Source organism: Arthrobacter sp. 4R501 (assembly GCF_002929755.1).
Taxonomy (GTDB): Bacteria; Actinomycetota; Actinomycetes; order Actinomycetales; family Micrococcaceae; genus Arthrobacter.
In genome coordinates this window covers 1-16,816 of sequence record NZ_PJIW01000029.1, presented here as the reverse complement: position 1 = coordinate 16,816, position 16,816 = coordinate 1, and the positions used below count along the sequence as shown (strand labels likewise).

Here is a 16,816-nt window from a genome sequence, read left to right as displayed (position 1 = left end):
ATACGCCGTGGCCGAGTCCAAACCCGGCTTTGAAGTTCGGCTGGCCAACTTCACCGGCCCTTTCGACCTCCTGCTGGGCCTGATCGCCAAGCACCAGCTGGACATTATCGAGGTGGCCATTGCCACCGTCACGGATGAGTTCATCAAGTACACCAGGAAGCTCCAGAAGCTCGGCGAGGAATGGGCGCTGGATGAAGCCAGCGAATTCCTGGTCATCGCCGCCACCCTCCTGGACCTCAAGGCGGCGAGGCTCCTGCCCGCCGGCGAAGTCGAGGACGACGAAGACATCGCCCTGCTGGAAGCGCGGGACCTCCTTTTTGCGAGGCTCCTCCAATACAAGGCGTTCAAGCAGGTGGCAGCCCTGATGGCTGGAACCCTGGAACAGGAAGCCAGCCGGTTTCCGCGTCAGGTTGCCTTGGAGGAGCATTTTGCCGCCATGCTTCCGGAACTCGTGTGGAAGCACACACCGGACCAGTTCGCCCGCCTGGCCGAGTCTGCCCTGAAGCCCAAAACGCCCAGGCCCAAAGAAGTGGGCCTTGCCCACCTGCACGGCAGTGCCGTCAGCGTGAAGGAACAGGCCGAGATCCTGGGGCTCCGGCTCCAGTTGGGGAAGCCCCTGACTTTCCGCGCGTTGATCGCCGACGCCGATTCCACACTGGTGGTGGTGGCCAGGTTCCTGGCCTTGCTGGAGATGTTCCGGGACAGGGCAGTGTCCTTCGACCAGGTGTCGCCGCTGGGCGATCTCACCGTGCACTGGACGGTGGACGGCCGGGACTGGTCAACAGAAAACCTAAGCGAAGAATACGAGGAACTGTCGTGAGTCAAGAACTTCCGGAGCCTGGGTCGGAGCCGGTCCTGGACGTCCGGGATCTTCCCGGCGGTGCCAAGGCTGCACTCGAGGCGGTCCTGATGGTCCTGGACCAACCGGCCAGCGCTACTGAGCTGGCCGCCGGGCTTAACCTGACCGTCGCCGTCGTCGAGCAGTTACTGGCGGACCTGCAGCGGGAGTATAGCGGCTATACTGTTAAAGCCCCGGACATGGACCGTGCCAGCGACGCTGGTTTCAGCGCCAGCCCCCGGGGTTTCGAATTGCGGAACATCGCCGGTGGCTGGCGGATCTACTCCCGCGCAGACTTCGCCGAGATCGTCGGACGGTTTGTGCTTGAGGGTCAGACGGCCAGGCTCACGCAGGCAGCCTTGGAAACACTGGCTGTCATCGCATACCGCCAGCCTGTCTCCAGGGCCAGGGTGTCTGCAATTCGAGGAGTCAATGTCGATTCTGTCGTACGGACATTGACCCAGCGCGGGCTGATCGAAGATTCGGGACACGATCCTGAGTCGGGAGCCATCCTCTACCGGACCACGTCGTATTTCCTGGAACGGATGGGAATCAGCTCCGCAGCGGAACTGCCCCAGCTCTCACCCCATCTTCCGGGGCTCGAGGGCATTGCGGAGTTCTATGACGCCGACAGAATGTAGGCGGGAAATCCCGCATGCACACACGAATATTCATAAGGGCAGATAATTTCTGCATGGCTGGCTAGGGTTGTTCTTGGACAACCAGCCGGCCAAATAACGAAGGACGGGTCATGACACAGGCGGGACGCCAGGGTTCACCACGTAACAGTTCGGGACGCAACAGTTCAGAACGCAATGCCGGACAGGGCGGCGCCAGCCGCAATCCAGCGGCCAGCCGTAATCCGGCGCAGGGCGGCGCAAGCCGGAATCCTGCACAGGGCGGCAGCGGCCGCCCCAGCGCGGCGGGCGGCGGATTCCGCGCCGGCGCAGGCAAGCGTAACGCCGGATTTGGCGGCGGCGACCGGCCGTACAAGGCCCCGAGGCCTCGCGAGGAGCCATTTGTGGATCCCGGCGACGCCCCGGCGTCGCCACCGGCCGGCCGCGGTGCCTCGGACTGGAAGCCGGCCGGCAGCACATCGGCGCGCAAGCCTGCTGCCCGCAAACCGGGCGCCAACAAGGCTCCCGGCACCCCCGGCGCACTCAAGCCCAAGCCGCGCACCGGAAGGCCCGGGGCGGCGGCGTCACGCGCCTTCGGCAGCGAACGGTTTGGCCAGAACCTTGGCCCCGTCCGGAAGCCTGCCCGCAAGCGCGGAGCCCGCGGTGACGTTCCGCAGTCGGAAATGCACGACGCCGACGGCACCCGCCTGCAGAAGGTCATGGCCCAGGCCGGCGTGGCTTCGCGCCGCGTCTGCGAAGAGATGATCGCCGAAGGCCGTGTTGAGGTCGACGGCCAGGTTGTCACTGAGCTTGGTGTCCGCGTGGACCCCAAGACAGCAGTCATCCACGTTGATGGCCTGCGCATCCAGCTGGATGAAAACCTCGTATACATGGTCTTCAACAAGCCCAAGGGCGTGGTGTCCACCATGGAAGACCCCGATGGCCGTCCCTGCATCAGCGATTTTGTGCGGAAGACCCACCTGGGCGAACGCCTGTTCCACGTGGGCCGGCTGGACGTCGCCACCGAAGGGCTGCTGCTGCTGACCAACGACGGCGAACTGGCCAACCGGCTGACGCACCCGTCCTACGAGGTCCCGAAGACCTATCTGGTCCAGGTCCGCGGCCCGTTCCCGCAGGGAGTCGGCGCCCAGCTCCGCGAAGGCGTGGAACTCGAGGATGGCTTTGCCTCCGTTGACTCCTTCAAGCTGGTGGACTCCACTCCGGGCCATGTGCTGATCGAAGTGGTTCTGCACTCCGGCAAGAACCGGATTGTCCGTCGCCTGTTCGACGCCGTCGGGTTCCCGGTCCTGCGCCTGGTGCGCGTCAAGGTGGGTCCCATTGGCCTGGGCGACCAGCGCCAGGGCAGCATCCGCAACCTTGGCAAGCAGGAAGTCGGCCACCTGCTGGCATCCGTAGGACTCTGAGGCATGTCCGCATTTCGCTCCCACGGGCGGGGGCACCTCAACGGGCCGGTCGTGGTGATTGGCACCGGCCTGCTCGGTGCCAGCATCGGGCTGGGCCTGCGTGGGCGCGGCGTGCCCGTGTTCCTGTCTGACCCGTCGCCGACCAACCAGGCTGTGGCCGTCGACATCGGTGCCGGCCAGCCCCTGGGCCAGCTGGGGGACGAGGCGCCCGAGTTGGTGGTGGTGGCAGCACCGCCGGACGTGACCGCCGACGTCGTGGCCCGTGCGCTTGCCGACTACCCGGATTCCGTGGTGGTTGACATCGCCAGCGTCAAGGCCGCCATCCTGGCGGAGTTGGGCGGCCGCGGCGCGGACCTCGCCCGCTATGTGGGGATGCATCCGATGGCAGGGCGCGAAAAGTCAGGGCCGGTTGCGGCCCGCGGCGAGCTCTTCACGTCTATGCCGTGGGTGGTTTGTCCGGGCCCGGAGTCATCCGCGGCTGCCGTGCAGACTGCGCGTTCCCTGGCCACGGACCTGGGAGCCGTGGTTTCCCAGTTCACTGCCGACGAACACGACGAAGCCGTGGCCTTGGTATCGCACCTGCCCCAGATCATGTCCTCCCTGCTGGCCAGCCGGCTGCAGGGGACGCCGCTTCACGCGCTGTCCCTCGCCGGCAACGGGCTGCGGGACGTCACGCGGATCGCCGCCAGCGATCCCACGCTGTGGGTCCAGATCCTGGGCGGCAACGCGGGAAAGGTCGTGGAGATCCTTTACGGGGTCCGCGAGGACCTGAACCGGCTCATCGGGACGCTGGAGGAACCGCTTGCGCCCGGCGCCAGGCTGGACCTGGCCCAGCTCATCAGCGAAGGCAATGCCGGGCAGGCCCGTATTCCGGGTAAGCACGGTGGCCCGCCGCAGGCATACTCCTGGCTGACGGTCCTCGTGGATGACCGGCCGGGACAGATCGCGCAGCTCCTCACCGAAATCGGTGAGATCGGCGTGAACGTGGAGGACCTTCGGCTGGACCACTCCTCGGGCCAGAACGTGGGCATGGTGGAACTGTCCGTGCTGCCGAACAAGCATGACCATCTGATCGAAGCACTCAACGACCGCGGATGGCGGGTATTGCAGTAATGACACAAGAACTTCTTGACACCCTTCCGGCCTTGCGCGTCGGCAGGCCTTTGGTGGTCGCCATCGACGGGCCGTCAGGCTCCGGCAAGTCCAGCGTGAGCAAGGAAGTGGCCCGCCGGCTGCACCTTGCCTACCTGGACACCGGCGCCATGTACCGTGCCCTGACCTGGTTCTGCGTCACCGGCGGAATTGACCTCAGCGACGCCGCCGCCGTGGAGCAGGCCTCCCGTGACCTGGTCCTGGAACTGAGCACCACACCGCGGGAGGAATACGTCCGCGTGGGCGGCACCGACGTCACGGACGCCATCCGGGAACCGGCAATTTCGTCGGCGGTCAGTGCGGTGGCCACCACCCTGGGTGCGCGGACCGAACTGATCCGCCGGCAGCGTGAGGTCATTGAAAAGCACCACCGCCGCATCGTGGTGGAGGGCCGGGACATCACGACCGTCGTGGCCCCGGGCGCGGAAGTCCGCATGCTGCTGACCGCCACTGAGGAGGCCCGGCTTCGCCGCCGCGGCATCCAACTGGGCGGCACGCAGGATGCGGAGCAGCTCGCCGCCCAGGTCACCCGCCGTGACGCCAAGGATTCCACGGTGGTGAACTTCACCCAGGCTGCCGACGGTGTTGTCACCCTGGATTCTTCCGATCTGGACTTCGCCGAGACCGTGGACGCGGCGCTCGTGATCGTCACGAAGGTGCTTAACCGTGACTGACCGCGACGTGCGGCTTCCCTCCGGCCTGACCATGATATGGAGCCGGCCCGTCGGCTGGCTCCTGGACCACATGGTGTACCGCACGTCCGTCACAGGCCGGGACAACGTGCCTACAGGCGGGCCGGTGATTTTTGCCGGCAACCACATCAGTTTCCTGGACGGGCCGGTGATGTTTGGCGCGTCGCCGCGTCCCATGCACATCCTGGTCAAGAAGGAGATGTTCAAGGGCTTGCTGGGTCGGGTCCTTCGGGCCTCCGGCCAGCTGCCGGTTGACCGCTCCGGGGACCGGGCTGCGCTGCTGCTGGGCAAGAACATGCTCGACGCCGGCCGCTGCATCGGGATTCTTCCGGAAGGAACTCGGGGGAGCGGCCAGGCAACAGACATCAGCAACGGGGTGGCCTGGCTGGCGCTGAACTCGGGCGCCCCCGTGGTTCCCGTGGCGATCCTCGGCACCCGGACGGGCAACGAACACCTCGACACAGTACCCAGGCCAGGGCGGCGGTTCCACGTCAGCTTCGGCAACGCACTGACCCTCAGCCGCAACCCCGGCGAAACGGGCCGTGCTTCAATGGACAGGGCGGGAATGGAAATCCGCGCTGCGCTTGCGGGGCACGTCCAGGAGACCATCCAACACAGTGGGCAGCCTTTGCCCCACGCGGATTTCCGCACGAACTTCACAGCAGTAGCCGGGACGCCGGCAGATGACCACTAAGGAAAGTGCAATGAGCGATACGACTCAAACCTCCAGCCACTCCGGCGCCGGCGAAGATGAATACACGCCCACCGGCACGGACCAGGTGGCCGAGCGGCTGGCCGCGATCGACGACGACGAAGCGGAGATGCGTGCCGCGTCGCTCCGCGCCGGTTTGGACGACTACGAGCTCGACGAGGAAGACGCCGCCCTGCTGAGCGGGAACTACGACGACGAGGACTTCGACGGTCCGGTCAAGCTCGATCCCGTGCTTGCCATCATCGGCCGTCCCAACGTGGGCAAATCCACCCTGGTGAACCGCATCCTGGGCCGCCGCGAAGCCGTGGTCGAGGATACTCCCGGCGTGACGCGGGACCGCGTGATGTACTCGGCACACTGGAACGGGCGCAACTTCATTTTGGTGGACACCGGCGGCTGGGAGCACGATGCCCGCGGCATCCACGCACGGGTGGCCGAACAGGCGGAAATGGCTGTGGAAATGGCCGACGCCGTGCTCTTTGTCGTCGACTCCGCGGTGGGCGCCACCGCAACGGACGAGGGCGTTATGAAGATGCTCCGCCGCAGCAAGAAGCCAGTCATCATGGTGGCCAACAAGGTGGACGACTTCGCCCAGGAAGCGGACTCTGCCACCCTGTGGGGCCTCGGCTTCGGCGAGCCATACCCCGTCTCGGCCCTGCACGGACGCGGCGTGGCCGACCTCCTGGACCACGTGATGGACACCCTGCCGGAGTTCTCCACCATTGAGGGCCTGGAACGCTCGGGCGGACCCCGCCGCATCGCACTGATCGGCCGCCCGAACGTGGGCAAGTCATCACTGCTGAACAAGCTGGCAGGGTCAGAACGTGTCGTCGTGGACAACACCGCCGGCACCACGCGTGATCCGGTGGATGAGTTCATTGAACTCGGTGACCGCACGTGGCGTTTTGTGGACACGGCAGGCATCCGCCGCCGCCAGCACATGGCGCAGGGCGCCGACTACTACGCCTCCCTCCGGACGCAGGCCGCGCTCGAAAAGGCGGAGGTCGCCGTCGTTCTTCTCGCGGTGGATGAGGTCCTCAGCGAGCAGGACGTCCGCATCCTGCAGCTGGCCATCGAGTCGGGCCGCGCCCTTGTGCTGGCTTTCAACAAGTGGGACCTGCTCGACGACGAACGCCGCACCTACCTGGAGCGCGAAATCGAGCAGGACCTGGCCCACGTGGCCTGGGCGCCCCGGGTCAACATCTCCGCGCTGACGGGCTGGCACAAGGACCGCCTGGTTCCCGCCCTGGACCTGGCCCTGGAGAACTGGGACAGGCGCATCCCCACCGGTAAGCTCAATGCCTTCCTTGGCGAGCTTGTGGCGGCGCACCCGCACCCGGTCCGCGGCGGCAAGCAACCGCGCATCCTGTACGGCACGCAGGCGTCCAGCCGGCCGCCGAAGTTTGTGCTGTTCACCACCGGATTCCTGGACCCGGGCTACCGCCGCTTCATCACCCGCAGGCTCCGCGAAACGTTCGGTTTCGAGGGCACGCCCATCGAGGTCAACATGCGCGTCCGCGAAAAGCGCGGCAAGAAGCGTTAATTAGGACACGCCGGGGGCGTGCAAGCGGCAAAGTGTCACTTGCACCCTCCGGAATCGTGTAAGCTTTTCAAGGTGGTTCGGCCGGACTGCTGAGTTGAAATCCTGGCTAACATCGGGAGTAAACGCAGCGGAGAACGGCGGAACTAACGGGCTGTAGCGCAGCTTGGTAGCGCACTTGACTGGGGGTCAAGGGGTCGCAGGTTCAAATCCTGTCAGCCCGACCAAAACAGAAGCGTCCCGGAGAAAATTCTCCGGGACGCTTTTGTTTTGTGCCGTCCTTTTCGGATGTTTCACGGCCTGGCTTATTTCAGGAACTTCGACGTCCTGCGGTCCGCCAGAATCTTTCCCTTGGTCTGGCACGTGGGGCAGTACTGCAGGGAAGTATCCGCGAAAGACACCTCCCGGACTGTGTCACCGCACACCGGGCAAGCTTCGCCGGTGCGGGCATGGACCCGCATGTGGCTGCGTTTGACGTCCTTGAGCTCGCTGGGCGGCTTGCCCTCGGCTTCGGCCAGGGCCGTTCCGAGCACGCTGTGGATGGCGTCATAAAGCACCTGCACCGTGCCGCGGTCCAAGGACTTGGCGGTGGCAAAGGGGGAGATCCTCGCAGCATGCAGGATCTCGTCGCTGTAGGCGTTCCCGATCCCCGCGATCACGCTCTGGCTCCGCAGGACGCCCTTGATCTGCTGGGAAGTGGAGCCGAGAATCTCCGCCAGCATGTCGGCGTCGAACGCTGCGCTGAACGGGTCCGGCCCGAGCGCCGCGACGCCCGGCACATCCTGGGGGTCGCGCACCACGTACACGGCAAGGCTCTTCTTGGTCCCCGCCTCGGTGAGATCCATGCCATGGGCACCGTCCGGCCCGGTGAACGCCAGCCGCATGGCGATGTGGCCCTTTCCCATCCGGAGCTGGGTGTCTGTGGGCGAGTCCGTGAAGCGGACCCAGCCCGCCCGGGCGAGGTGGAAGACAAAGGACGGCCCGTCGGTGTCAATGCTGACAAACTTTCCAAACCGCCGCACGCCGGCGACCGTGCAGTTCTCCAGCGCTGTGAACGGCGGATCCGCTGTCTTCAGCACGGCAAAGGAAACGATCTGGACCTTCCGCACCACCGCTCCGCGCAGGTGCTCGTCCAGGAAACCGGCCAGGCCTGCAACCTCGGGAAGCTCCGGCATGGCTTTACCTGTGGTCAGCCTGGCTGTCGGGTGCGGCCGGAGCCTCAGGAACAGCTGACGCCTCGGGAGCAGGTGAGCTGGCCGCGGAGTCATTGGCCGCCTTCGCAGCCAGGGAACGCTCGGCACCTGCCTTCTTGAGCACCTTCATCTTTTTGCCGCGCTGCCGCCAGACCCTCCACAGGATCAGGCCAACCACAAAGACCACGACGGCGGCGATGGCTGAGATCTGTGTCCACAGCGGGAACCAGGTTGCCTCCGTGCCAAGGATCCGCTGTCCGTTATGGGCGGCCTGCGAGCTGCCGAACATGATCCCGGCGGTCAGCAGATTCGGGGAGGCGAGAGCCACAGCGGCGACGAGGATGGTCAGCTTCCAGGGCCAGCTTACGGATTTGCGTGTGGCCTGCCAGGCCACCAGGAGGGGGACGAACGTGAAAACGAACCCGTAAAACATCCCCACCAGGATGCCCGCCCCAAGATTGCCCTGGACCTGGTTGCGGATAACATTCGCCCACCAGACCGGGAGGATGGCCGCTAAGGCAAAGTAAGCGATTGTGAGGACCACCAACGCCACCGCAACGAGGATGATCCGTGCAGCCCAGTTCGCCTTTTTCGCGGGCGCTTCCTGTGCATGTGATCTCATGAGTCTCATCATGTCAGAATCCTCCTCGAACGCCCGTGGAGTTGTGCCTATACTTTCAGCGGCGGCTTGTTTTCCAGGCCCCGTTGACATTGGTGATTGACCCGATGAAAGGCCCCTGATGAGCAACATTCCCGAAGACCTGTCCTACACTGCCGAGCACGAGTGGGTATCCGCACCGAGCGCCGACGGCGTGGTTCGGGTGGGCATCACCGACTTCGCGCAGGACGCACTCGGAGATGTTGTCTATGCCCAGATGCCGGAAGCCGGCACCAAAGTCACCGCAAACGAAGTCGTGGGCGAGGTCGAATCCACCAAGAGCGTCAGTGACATCTATGCTCCGGTCAGCGGCGAGGTCGTGGCACGCAACGAATCCCTCGATACCGATTCGGCGTTGATCAACTCCGATCCGTACGGCGACGGCTGGCTGATCGAGATCCGGCTGGCAGAAGCGGACGCTGTGGAATCCTTGCTCAGTGCATCCGAGTACGAACAGCAGGTAGGCTGAAGCTTACGGGTTCATCCGGTCCGGCCAACTGGCGTCTTCGCACGTCAGTGGCCGGATCGGGGCCCGGCATCGGATCCGCGAGGCGGATCCGTCAGGGCAAAAGTTGATTGCAGGCGTGAGAGCTGCAGCGAAAGAGGAGGAATCCATGGTTGGCCACGAACAGGACCCTGCCGAAGGCGAGCACGGCACAGGTGCGGCCAGGGCTTCGGAGACCACCTCGATCCATCTCACCCCCGTCTCCGACGAACCCACCATCGCCCCCAAGCTGTCCACGGACGAGCGTTCATCCGTGGAGGCGCTGCCGGCCGGTTCCGCGCTCCTGGTGGCCCACAGCGGCCCGAACGCGGGTGCCCGCTTCCTGCTTGACACGGACACCACCACGGCCGGCCGTCATCCGGATGCCGACATCTTCCTGGATGACGTCACCGTCTCGCGGCGTCACGTCGAGTTCCGCCGCACTCCGCGGAGCTTTGAAGTGGTGGATACCGGCAGCCTCAACGGCACTTACGTCAACCACGACCGCGTGGACAGTGTTGAGCTAAAGTCCGGGAACGAAGTCCAGATCGGCAAGTTCCGACTCACCTTCTACCTGAGCCCTGCCCGCGCAGCAGGCCGCGCCTGATCCCGGGACACTTGCCTGTGGCAATGGCACAACCGGAACGCCGGGGGCCCCAAGTTTTGAACATCGGGGAAGTCCTCGCGCAACTCAGCGGCGACTTTCCGGGTATGACCGCGTCGAAAATCAGGTTCCTCGAGGAAAAGGGACTGATTAATCCGCGCCGTACTCCGGCCGGATACCGGCAGTACTCGGACAGTGACGTCGAACGTCTCCGTTTTGTGCTGGCGCTGCAGCGGGACCAGTACCTTCCACTGAAAGTCATCAAGGACTACCTTGATGCGATCGACAGGGGAGAGCGGCCCGAGAACCTGCCGCCCGGCGTCGTGGTTTCGCCGCGGATCGTTTCGGATGAATTGGCCGTGGAGCTTCAGAACCGCGGCCGGAAATTCAGCGAGGAACAGCTGCGGACCGAGTCCGGCGCCAGCCTTCCGTTACTCCAATCGCTGCTGAGCTTCGGGCTGATCAGCCACAGCAACGGCAAGTTCGACGAGCACGCCCTCCAAGTGGCCCGTGCCTGCGTGCAGCTGGAGAGCCACGGCCTTGAGCCGCGCCACCTGCGGCCGTTCCAGGCCGCCGCGGAACGTGAATTCGGACTCGTGGAGCGCGCAGTTGCGCCGCTCGCGTCCCGGCGCGATTCCGCGTCACAGGCGCGGGCTGCCGAAGCGGCCCGCGAAATCAGCGACCTCTGCCTGGTCCTGCACCGGGCACTGGTCCAGGACCGTATCTCACGTATGGACATCTGATGATCGAAGTGGAGATCGTAGGCGTTCGTATCGAACTGCCGTCCAACCAGCCGCTCGTCCTGCTGCGCGAGATCCACGGCGAACGGCACGTGCCCATCTGGATCGGGACTCCAGAGGCAAGTGCCATCGCCCTGGCCCAGCAAGGGGTAGTGCCTCCGCGCCCGATGACCCACGACCTCCTGGTGGACGTGGTGGAGTCCTTGGGCCATTCGGTTGTCAGCGTCAACATTGTGGCCGTTGAGGACAACATCTTTTATGGCCAGCTCCAGTTCGAGAACGGCACCACCGTTAGCTCGCGGGCATCGGACGCCCTCGCGATCGCGTTGCGGGCCAAGTGCCGCATCTGGTGTGCCGACTCGGTAATGGATGAAGCCGGAGTTCGTATTACCGAGCATGACGAGGGGGAGGACACTGACCCGGGCCCCACCGTGGACGAGGAGCGCGAACTGCGGCGCTTCCGTGAGTTCCTGGACGATGTGGAGCCCGAAGACTTCGACGGCTGAGGTCACGTTAAGGTTAAAGTTGAGCCTGAAAGTTCCGACACGCCTGCGCCAAGCGGCCTAGATCTTTGACCTTGGGGCGCAGCGGGCCTAACGTCGAAGGTATCAAGCTCCCATTGCTTACAGCAGCCGCGCAAGTCACACTGTAAAAGTACGACCCCCGCGAAATTACATGCATGAACTTCATGTGTGAACCGGCTGATGCAGTGGTCCCCGGGAGCTTATTACAAGGAGGATCCAGGTGAGTCCCAAAGGCGAAGCAGGCGGGCTGAAGCAGCCCACAACGGCTGGTGTGGCTGTGCCCGCGAGCGGTGCCCAGGGCCTCCTGTTTACCGAAGACCTTCCCGTCCTGGACGAGGACGCCGGCTACCGCGGCCCCACGGCCTGTAAGGCGGCCGGCATCACGTACCGCCAGCTGGACTACTGGGCACGCACCGGGCTGGTTGAGCCCGCAGTCCGCGGCGCCGCAGGCTCTGGCTCGCAGCGACTCTACGGCTTCCGGGACATTCTCGTCCTCAAGGTAGTCAAGCGGCTTCTGGACACCGGTGTTTCCCTTCAGCAGATCCGCACGGCAGTGGAACATCTGCGCGAACGCGGCGTGGAGGATCTGGCACAGATCACGCTCATGAGCGACGGCGCGAGCGTCTACGAATGCACCTCCGCAGACGAGGTCATCGATCTTGTACAGGGTGGACAAGGCGTTTTCGGCATCGCGGTGGGCCGGGTCTGGCGCGAAGTCGAGGGCAGCCTGGCTGCCCTGCCGAGCGAACACGCCGTCGAACATTCCTTTCCCGACGACGAGCTGAGCAAGCGGCGGTCTGCCCGCAAGATCGGCTGACAGCAGGCTGGCGCAACACCAACAAGAAGAGGCCACCCCCGGCGGGGATGGCCTCTTCTTGTTGTCCGCGGAACCCTTGGCTGCAGCGGCGCTGCAGCCAAGGGGTTAACGCTGGGTTCGGTTTCGCAGGCCGCTTCGGGTCGCCAGGAGGTTGACGAGGAGGGCGTCGAACAACGCAGCGGATGTCTTCGCGGATTCGCCGGGCCAGTGGTGCACCGGGTGGGCCGCGCCCTGGATCTGCTGCCAGTTCGCCTGTTCGGGGATGCGTGGGCTCAGTAGCAGGTCACCGAACATCGATTCCATTTCCGCGAGCCGGTAAGTGTGTTCGGAGGAGCCGGTGCGAACGCGGTTGGCCACGATGCCTGCGGGGGATAGGTTCGGCGCGAATTCTTGCTTGAATAGCTGGATGGCGCGCATGGTCCGTTCCGTTCCCGCCACCGAGAAAAGTCCAGGCTCGGCCACGAGCGCCACTTTGTCACTTGCGGACCAGGCCATCCGGGTCAGCCCGTTCAGCGACGGCGGGCAGTCAATGAGGACCAGCTCGTAGCGGTCGGCGCCAGCCAGGACCGCGGAAAGCCTGCGAAGATCCCTGCGGCCAAGGTCGGGGCGGTCGTAGATGCCGGTGTACGCCGAACCCACGGCGACGTCCAGGATGGCCGGTCCGGATCCGTTGGTATGCGCCCGTGCCGTCCAGGAGCTGCCCGCGACATTGTCCGCGAGCTTGGCCCGGCGGGGGCTTTTGAGCATCCTGCCGATGTCCAGCTGGTCGCCGGACTGGACGCCCAGGGCAGTGGTCGCGTCCGCGTGGGGATCGAGGTCCACCACCAGTGTGGGGATGCCGGCGGCAAGCGCCGCAGACGCCAATCCTGTGGTGACGGACGTCTTGCCGACTCCGCCCTTGAGGCTGCTGATGCTGACTACTTGCACTTGTGAGACCAAAACCTAACGCCGGCTGCCGTGTTGGGGGTAATGTTTGCTCCGGCACTGCCGAAGCAGGCGGCTCGAGCCGCCTTACTCATCATATGTGGCTGCGCCGGTGAATCCCGTCTTATGGGGATGCGGCATGGCACGGCGATGGTATGGGTGGCCGGTTCTGCCAACCTCCGTCGATGCACGCGGGACATGACGGAAGTTTCTGTGACTGTGGCCACAAGGATTTGTATTTCTAGGCGCGGGTCTTAGACACTGTGACCACTTACCGATACACCCGCAATGATGCAGGAGAATTATGTTTTCCAAGATTCTGGTGGCCAACCGCGGCGAAATCGCGATCAGGGCCTTCCGTGCCAGCTACGAGCTGGGCGCCAAGACCGTTGCTGTTTTCCCCAATGAGGACCGAAATTCGATCCACCGCCAGAAGGCCGATGAGGCATATCTGATTGGCGAAGTGGGGCATCCCGTCCGGGCCTACCTGGATGTTGCCGAGGTGGTCCGGGTCGCCAAGGAATCCGGCGCCGACGCCATCTACCCCGGCTACGGCTTTCTTTCGGAAAACCCCGATCTGGCCCGCGCCGCCCAGGAAGCGGGCATCACCTTCGTTGGCCCTCCGGCTGAGGTGCTTGAGCTTGCCGGCAACAAGGTGGCAGCACTGAAGGCTGCCCGTGAGGCCGGTGTTCCGGTCCTGAAATCGAGTGAACCCTCGAAGGACATGGATGAGCTGATCGCGGCAGCCGACGAGATCGGTTTCCCCATCTTCGCCAAGGCCGTCGCCGGCGGCGGCGGACGTGGCATGCGACGCGTCGACACGAGGGAAGCCCTTCCCGAGGCCCTGCAGGCTGCCATGCGCGAAGCCGATGCGGCATTCGGTGACCCCACCATGTTCCTGGAGCAGGCAGTGCTCCGCCCGCGCCACATCGAGGTGCAGATCCTGGCCGACGCCGAGGGTAACGTCATCCACCTCTTCGAACGTGACTGCTCCATCCAGCGCCGTCACCAGAAGGTCATTGAGATCGCCCCCGCGCCCAACCTGGACGAAGGCATCCGCCAAGCCCTTTACCGTGACGCGGTGAAGTTCGCCAAGGCCCTGAACTACGTCAACGCCGGAACCGTGGAGTTCCTGGTGGACACCGTCGGCGAACGCGCCGGACAGCACGTCTTCATCGAAATGAACCCCCGCATCCAGGTCGAACACACCGTCACTGAGGAAGTGACGGACGTTGACCTGGTGCAGGCACAGCTTCGGATCGCTTCCGGCGAGACCCTCGCGGACCTTGGCCTCTCCCAGGAGACGGTCCAGCTTAAGGGCGCAGCGCTGCAGTGCCGCATCACCACCGAGGACCCGGCCAACGGGTTCCGGCCCGACGTCGGGAAGATCACCGGCTACCGCTCCGCCGGCGGCGCCGGTGTAAGGCTCGACGGCGGCACCGTGTACTCGGGTGCCGAAATCAGTCCCCACTTCGACTCCTTGCTCGTGAAGCTGAGCTGCCGCGGCCGCGACTACCCGGCCGCCGTGGCCCGCGCCCGCCGGGCCCTCGCGGAGTTCCGCATCCGGGGTGTGTCCACCAACATTTCCTTCCTCCAGGCCGTGCTCGACGATGCTGACTTCATTGCCGGCAACGTCGCCACCAACTTCATCGACGAGCGCCCCCAGCTGCTGAAGGCCCGGGTCTCCGCCGACCGCGGCACCAAGCTCCTGACCTGGCTGGCCGAAGTCACAGTCAACAAGCCCAACGGTGAGCTGAAAGTGCACTCGGATCCGGCCGCCAAACTCCCCGCCGTTGGGGATCGGCAGGCCGCACCGGGATCGCGCCAGCGCCTGCTGGAGCTTGGCCCCGAAGGCTTCGCCAAGGCCCTGCGTGAGCAGACCGCCGTGGCTGTCACCGACACCACCTTCCGCGACGCCCACCAGTCCCTGCTGGCCACCCGCGTGCGTACCCGGGACCTCGTGGCCGCCGGTCCCGCGGTCACAGCCCTCCTGCCGGAACTCCTGTCCGTTGAGGCCTGGGGCGGCGCCACCTACGATGTGGCCCTGCGCTTCCTCGGCGAGGACCCCTGGGACCGCCTGGCCGCCCTGCGGAAGGCGCTGCCCAACGTCTGCCTGCAGATGCTGCTGCGTGGCCGGAATACAGTGGGCTACACGCCGTACCCGGAAGAGGTGACCGTGGCTTTCGTCAACGAGGCCGCTGCCACCGGTATCGACATATTCCGCATCTTCGATGCCCTGAACGACGTGAACCAGATGGCCCCGGCCATCCGCGCCGTCCGGGCCACCGGCACTGCGGTAGCCGAGGTAGCCCTGTGTTACACCGGCGACATGCTGAACCCGGACGAGAAGCTGTACACGCTGGACTACTACCTGGAACTGGCCCAGCGGATTGTGGATGCCGGCGCGCACATCCTGGCCATCAAGGACATGGCCGGGCTGCTCCGCCCGGCAGCGGCGGCCAAGCTCGTGGCCGCACTGCGCGAACGCTTCGACCTCCCGGTCCACCTTCACACGCATGACACGGCCGGCGGCCAGTTGGCCACCTTGCTGGCGGCAGTGGACGCCGGCGTGGACGCTGTTGATGTTGCCTCCGCTTCGCTGGCCGGGACCACCAGCCAGCCGTCCGCCTCCGCCCTGGTGGCGGCGCTGGCGCACACCCCGCGTGACACCGGCTTGAGCCTTGACGCAGTCAGCTCCCTTGAGCCGTACTGGGAAGCCGTGCGCCGCGTCTACGCGCCGTTCGAGTCAGGCCTGCCAGGCCCCACCGGCCGTGTCTACCAGCACGAAATCCCGGGCGGCCAGCTGTCAAACCTGCGCCAGCAGGCCATGGCGCTGGGTCTGGGGGAGCGCTTCGAGGCGATCGAGGACATGTACACCGCGGCCGACCGGATCCTGGGCCGCCTGGTGAAGGTCACTCCATCGTCCAAGGTGGTGGGCGACCTCGCCCTGCACCTCGTTGGCCTCAACGCAGATCCCGCGGACTTCAACGAAAACCCGCAGAACTACGACATCCCGGACTCCGTCATCGGCTTTCTGTCCGGCGAACTTGGCGACCCGCCCGGAGGATGGCCGGAACCTTTCCGCACCAAGGCGCTCCAGGGTCGCAGCATCAAGATCCGCGACGTTGACCTCAGTCCCGAGGACAGCGCTGCGCTCCATGGTGATTCCAAGACCCGCCAGAGCACGCTGAACCGTCTGCTCTTCGAAGGCCCCACCAAGGATTACCTCAAGAGCGTGGAAACGTACGGCAACATTTCCGTCCTCGACACCCGTGATTACCTTTACGGCCTGCAGCGCGGCGCCGAGCACGAGATCCAGCTGGAGAAGGGTGTCCGGCTGATCGCCTCGCTGGAAGCTGTTTCCGAGCCCGACGAAAAGGGCATGCGGACGGTCATGTGCACCCTGAACGGCCAGTCCCGCCCCGTTGTGGTCCGTGACCGCTCCGTGGTGAGCAACGTCAAGGCTGCCGAGAAGGCAGACCCGGCCCAGCCGGGCCACGTCGCCGCGCCGTTCGCCGGCGCCGTCACCGTGACCGTCAAGGCCGGCGACACGGTCAACGCCGGTGACACGGTGGCCACCATCGAAGCGATGAAGATGGAAGCCTCCATCACGACGCCGACGGCAGGGAAAGTCTCGCGGCTCGCCATTTCAGCGGTGGAGCAGGTGCAGGGCGGGGACCTCCTCCTGGTCGTGGAGTAGGGCTAAGCAGTCCAACCACAAAAGGAAGGGCCCTCCCGGCTTGGAAGATTGGCGGGTTCTAGCGGTCGTTGCAACACCCAGAATTTTTGGGAGTTGCAACGACCGTGTCGTCTTTAACGAAAGAAGCTGCCAGCAGGAGGAAATACACGCCGGAGCAGAAGGTTCAGTTCTTTTCGGTGTTGGACCGGTGTGGGAGT

General features: G+C 65.1%; 16 protein-coding genes and 1 tRNA gene. 14 read left to right on the top strand and 3 right to left on the bottom strand.

Annotated elements, in window-relative coordinates; all coding sequences use genetic code 11:
* Positions 1 to 7 precede the first annotated feature (7 nt).
* From CXR02_RS20690 to CXR02_RS20655, 8 genes are all read left to right on the top strand, one after another.
* Entirely contained in the window at positions 8 to 820 is an 813-nt protein-coding gene (locus CXR02_RS20690; protein WP_104063696.1) for a ScpA family protein, read from the top strand.
* On the top strand, positions 817 to 1,479 hold the full coding sequence (locus CXR02_RS20685; protein WP_258061152.1) for an SMC-Scp complex subunit ScpB: 663 nt from the start codon (positions 817 to 819) through the stop codon (positions 1,477 to 1,479). The genes CXR02_RS20690 and CXR02_RS20685 overlap by 4 nt, the downstream gene beginning before the upstream one ends.
* Positions 1,480 to 1,589: 110 nt before the next feature.
* Positions 1,590 to 2,879, top strand: a complete 1,290-nt coding sequence (locus CXR02_RS20680) for a pseudouridine synthase (protein WP_104063695.1) — start codon at positions 1,590 to 1,592, stop codon at positions 2,877 to 2,879.
* A 3-nt stretch (positions 2,880 to 2,882) separates the two neighbouring features.
* Positions 2,883 to 3,992, top strand: coding sequence for a prephenate dehydrogenase (locus tag CXR02_RS20675; protein ID WP_104063694.1), 1,110 nt, complete (start codon positions 2,883 to 2,885; stop codon positions 3,990 to 3,992).
* On the top strand, positions 3,992 to 4,705 hold the full coding sequence (cmk, locus tag CXR02_RS20670) for a (d)CMP kinase (protein ID WP_104063693.1): 714 nt from the start codon (positions 3,992 to 3,994) through the stop codon (positions 4,703 to 4,705). The genes CXR02_RS20675 and cmk overlap by 1 nt, the downstream gene beginning before the upstream one ends.
* Before the next feature lie 31 nt (positions 4,706 to 4,736).
* On the top strand, positions 4,737 to 5,417 hold the full coding sequence (locus tag CXR02_RS20665; protein ID WP_104063717.1) for a 1-acyl-sn-glycerol-3-phosphate acyltransferase: 681 nt from the start codon (positions 4,737 to 4,739) through the stop codon (positions 5,415 to 5,417).
* Positions 5,418 to 5,427: 10 nt separating this feature from the next.
* Positions 5,428 to 6,978 (top strand): ribosome biogenesis GTPase Der, encoded by a 1,551-nt coding sequence (der, locus tag CXR02_RS20660; protein ID WP_104063692.1) that lies wholly within the window; start codon positions 5,428 to 5,430, stop codon positions 6,976 to 6,978.
* A gap of 147 nt (positions 6,979 to 7,125) precedes the next feature.
* Positions 7,126 to 7,202: transfer RNA gene (locus CXR02_RS20655), tRNA-Pro, on the top strand.
* A gap of 78 nt (positions 7,203 to 7,280) precedes the next feature.
* Here CXR02_RS20655 and CXR02_RS20650 read toward each other — a convergent pair.
* Positions 7,281 to 8,150, bottom strand: coding sequence for an Fpg/Nei family DNA glycosylase (locus CXR02_RS20650; RefSeq protein ID WP_056342328.1), 870 nt, complete (start codon positions 8,148 to 8,150; stop codon positions 7,281 to 7,283).
* 4 nt (positions 8,151 to 8,154) lie between these two features.
* Positions 8,155 to 8,790, bottom strand: coding sequence for a hypothetical protein (locus tag CXR02_RS20645; RefSeq protein ID WP_181037317.1), 636 nt, complete (start codon positions 8,788 to 8,790; stop codon positions 8,155 to 8,157).
* Between the two features lie 118 nt (positions 8,791 to 8,908).
* Here CXR02_RS20645 and gcvH point away from each other — a divergent pair, with 118 nt between their 5' ends.
* The 5 genes from gcvH (at position 8,909) to CXR02_RS20620 (ending at position 11,995) form a co-directional block, all read left to right on the top strand.
* Positions 8,909 to 9,295 carry a glycine cleavage system protein GcvH gene (gene gcvH / locus CXR02_RS20640; protein WP_056342321.1) on the top strand — a complete coding sequence of 129 codons (387 nt, stop codon included), beginning with the start codon at positions 8,909 to 8,911 and terminating at the stop codon, positions 9,293 to 9,295.
* A gap of 145 nt (positions 9,296 to 9,440) precedes the next feature.
* Positions 9,441 to 9,917, top strand: a complete 477-nt coding sequence (locus tag CXR02_RS20635; protein ID WP_104063691.1) for an FHA domain-containing protein — start codon at positions 9,441 to 9,443, stop codon at positions 9,915 to 9,917.
* A gap of 23 nt (positions 9,918 to 9,940) precedes the next feature.
* Positions 9,941 to 10,657 carry a MerR family transcriptional regulator gene (locus tag CXR02_RS20630; protein ID WP_104063690.1) on the top strand — a complete coding sequence of 239 codons (717 nt, stop codon included), beginning with the start codon at positions 9,941 to 9,943 and terminating at the stop codon, positions 10,655 to 10,657.
* Positions 10,657 to 11,160, top strand: a complete 504-nt coding sequence (locus CXR02_RS20625) for a bifunctional nuclease family protein (protein ID WP_056342311.1) — start codon at positions 10,657 to 10,659, stop codon at positions 11,158 to 11,160. Before CXR02_RS20630 ends, CXR02_RS20625 begins: the two co-directional genes overlap by 1 nt.
* A gap of 238 nt (positions 11,161 to 11,398) precedes the next feature.
* Positions 11,399 to 11,995: a MerR family transcriptional regulator gene (locus tag CXR02_RS20620; protein WP_104063689.1), complete on the top strand. Its 597-nt coding sequence runs from the start codon at positions 11,399 to 11,401 to the stop codon at positions 11,993 to 11,995.
* Positions 11,996 to 12,100: 105 nt separating this feature from the next.
* Here CXR02_RS20620 and CXR02_RS20615 read toward each other — a convergent pair whose 3' ends face one another.
* Positions 12,101 to 12,922 carry a ParA family protein gene (locus CXR02_RS20615; RefSeq protein WP_104063688.1) on the bottom strand — a complete coding sequence of 274 codons (822 nt, stop codon included), beginning with the start codon at positions 12,920 to 12,922 and terminating at the stop codon, positions 12,101 to 12,103.
* Between the two features lie 301 nt (positions 12,923 to 13,223).
* Here CXR02_RS20615 and CXR02_RS20610 point away from each other — a divergent pair, with 301 nt between their 5' ends.
* Complete coding sequence (locus tag CXR02_RS20610) at positions 13,224 to 16,619, top strand: pyruvate carboxylase (protein WP_104063687.1); 3,396 nt, start codon at positions 13,224 to 13,226, stop codon at positions 16,617 to 16,619.
* The last annotated feature ends 197 nt before the right edge of the window (positions 16,620 to 16,816 follow it).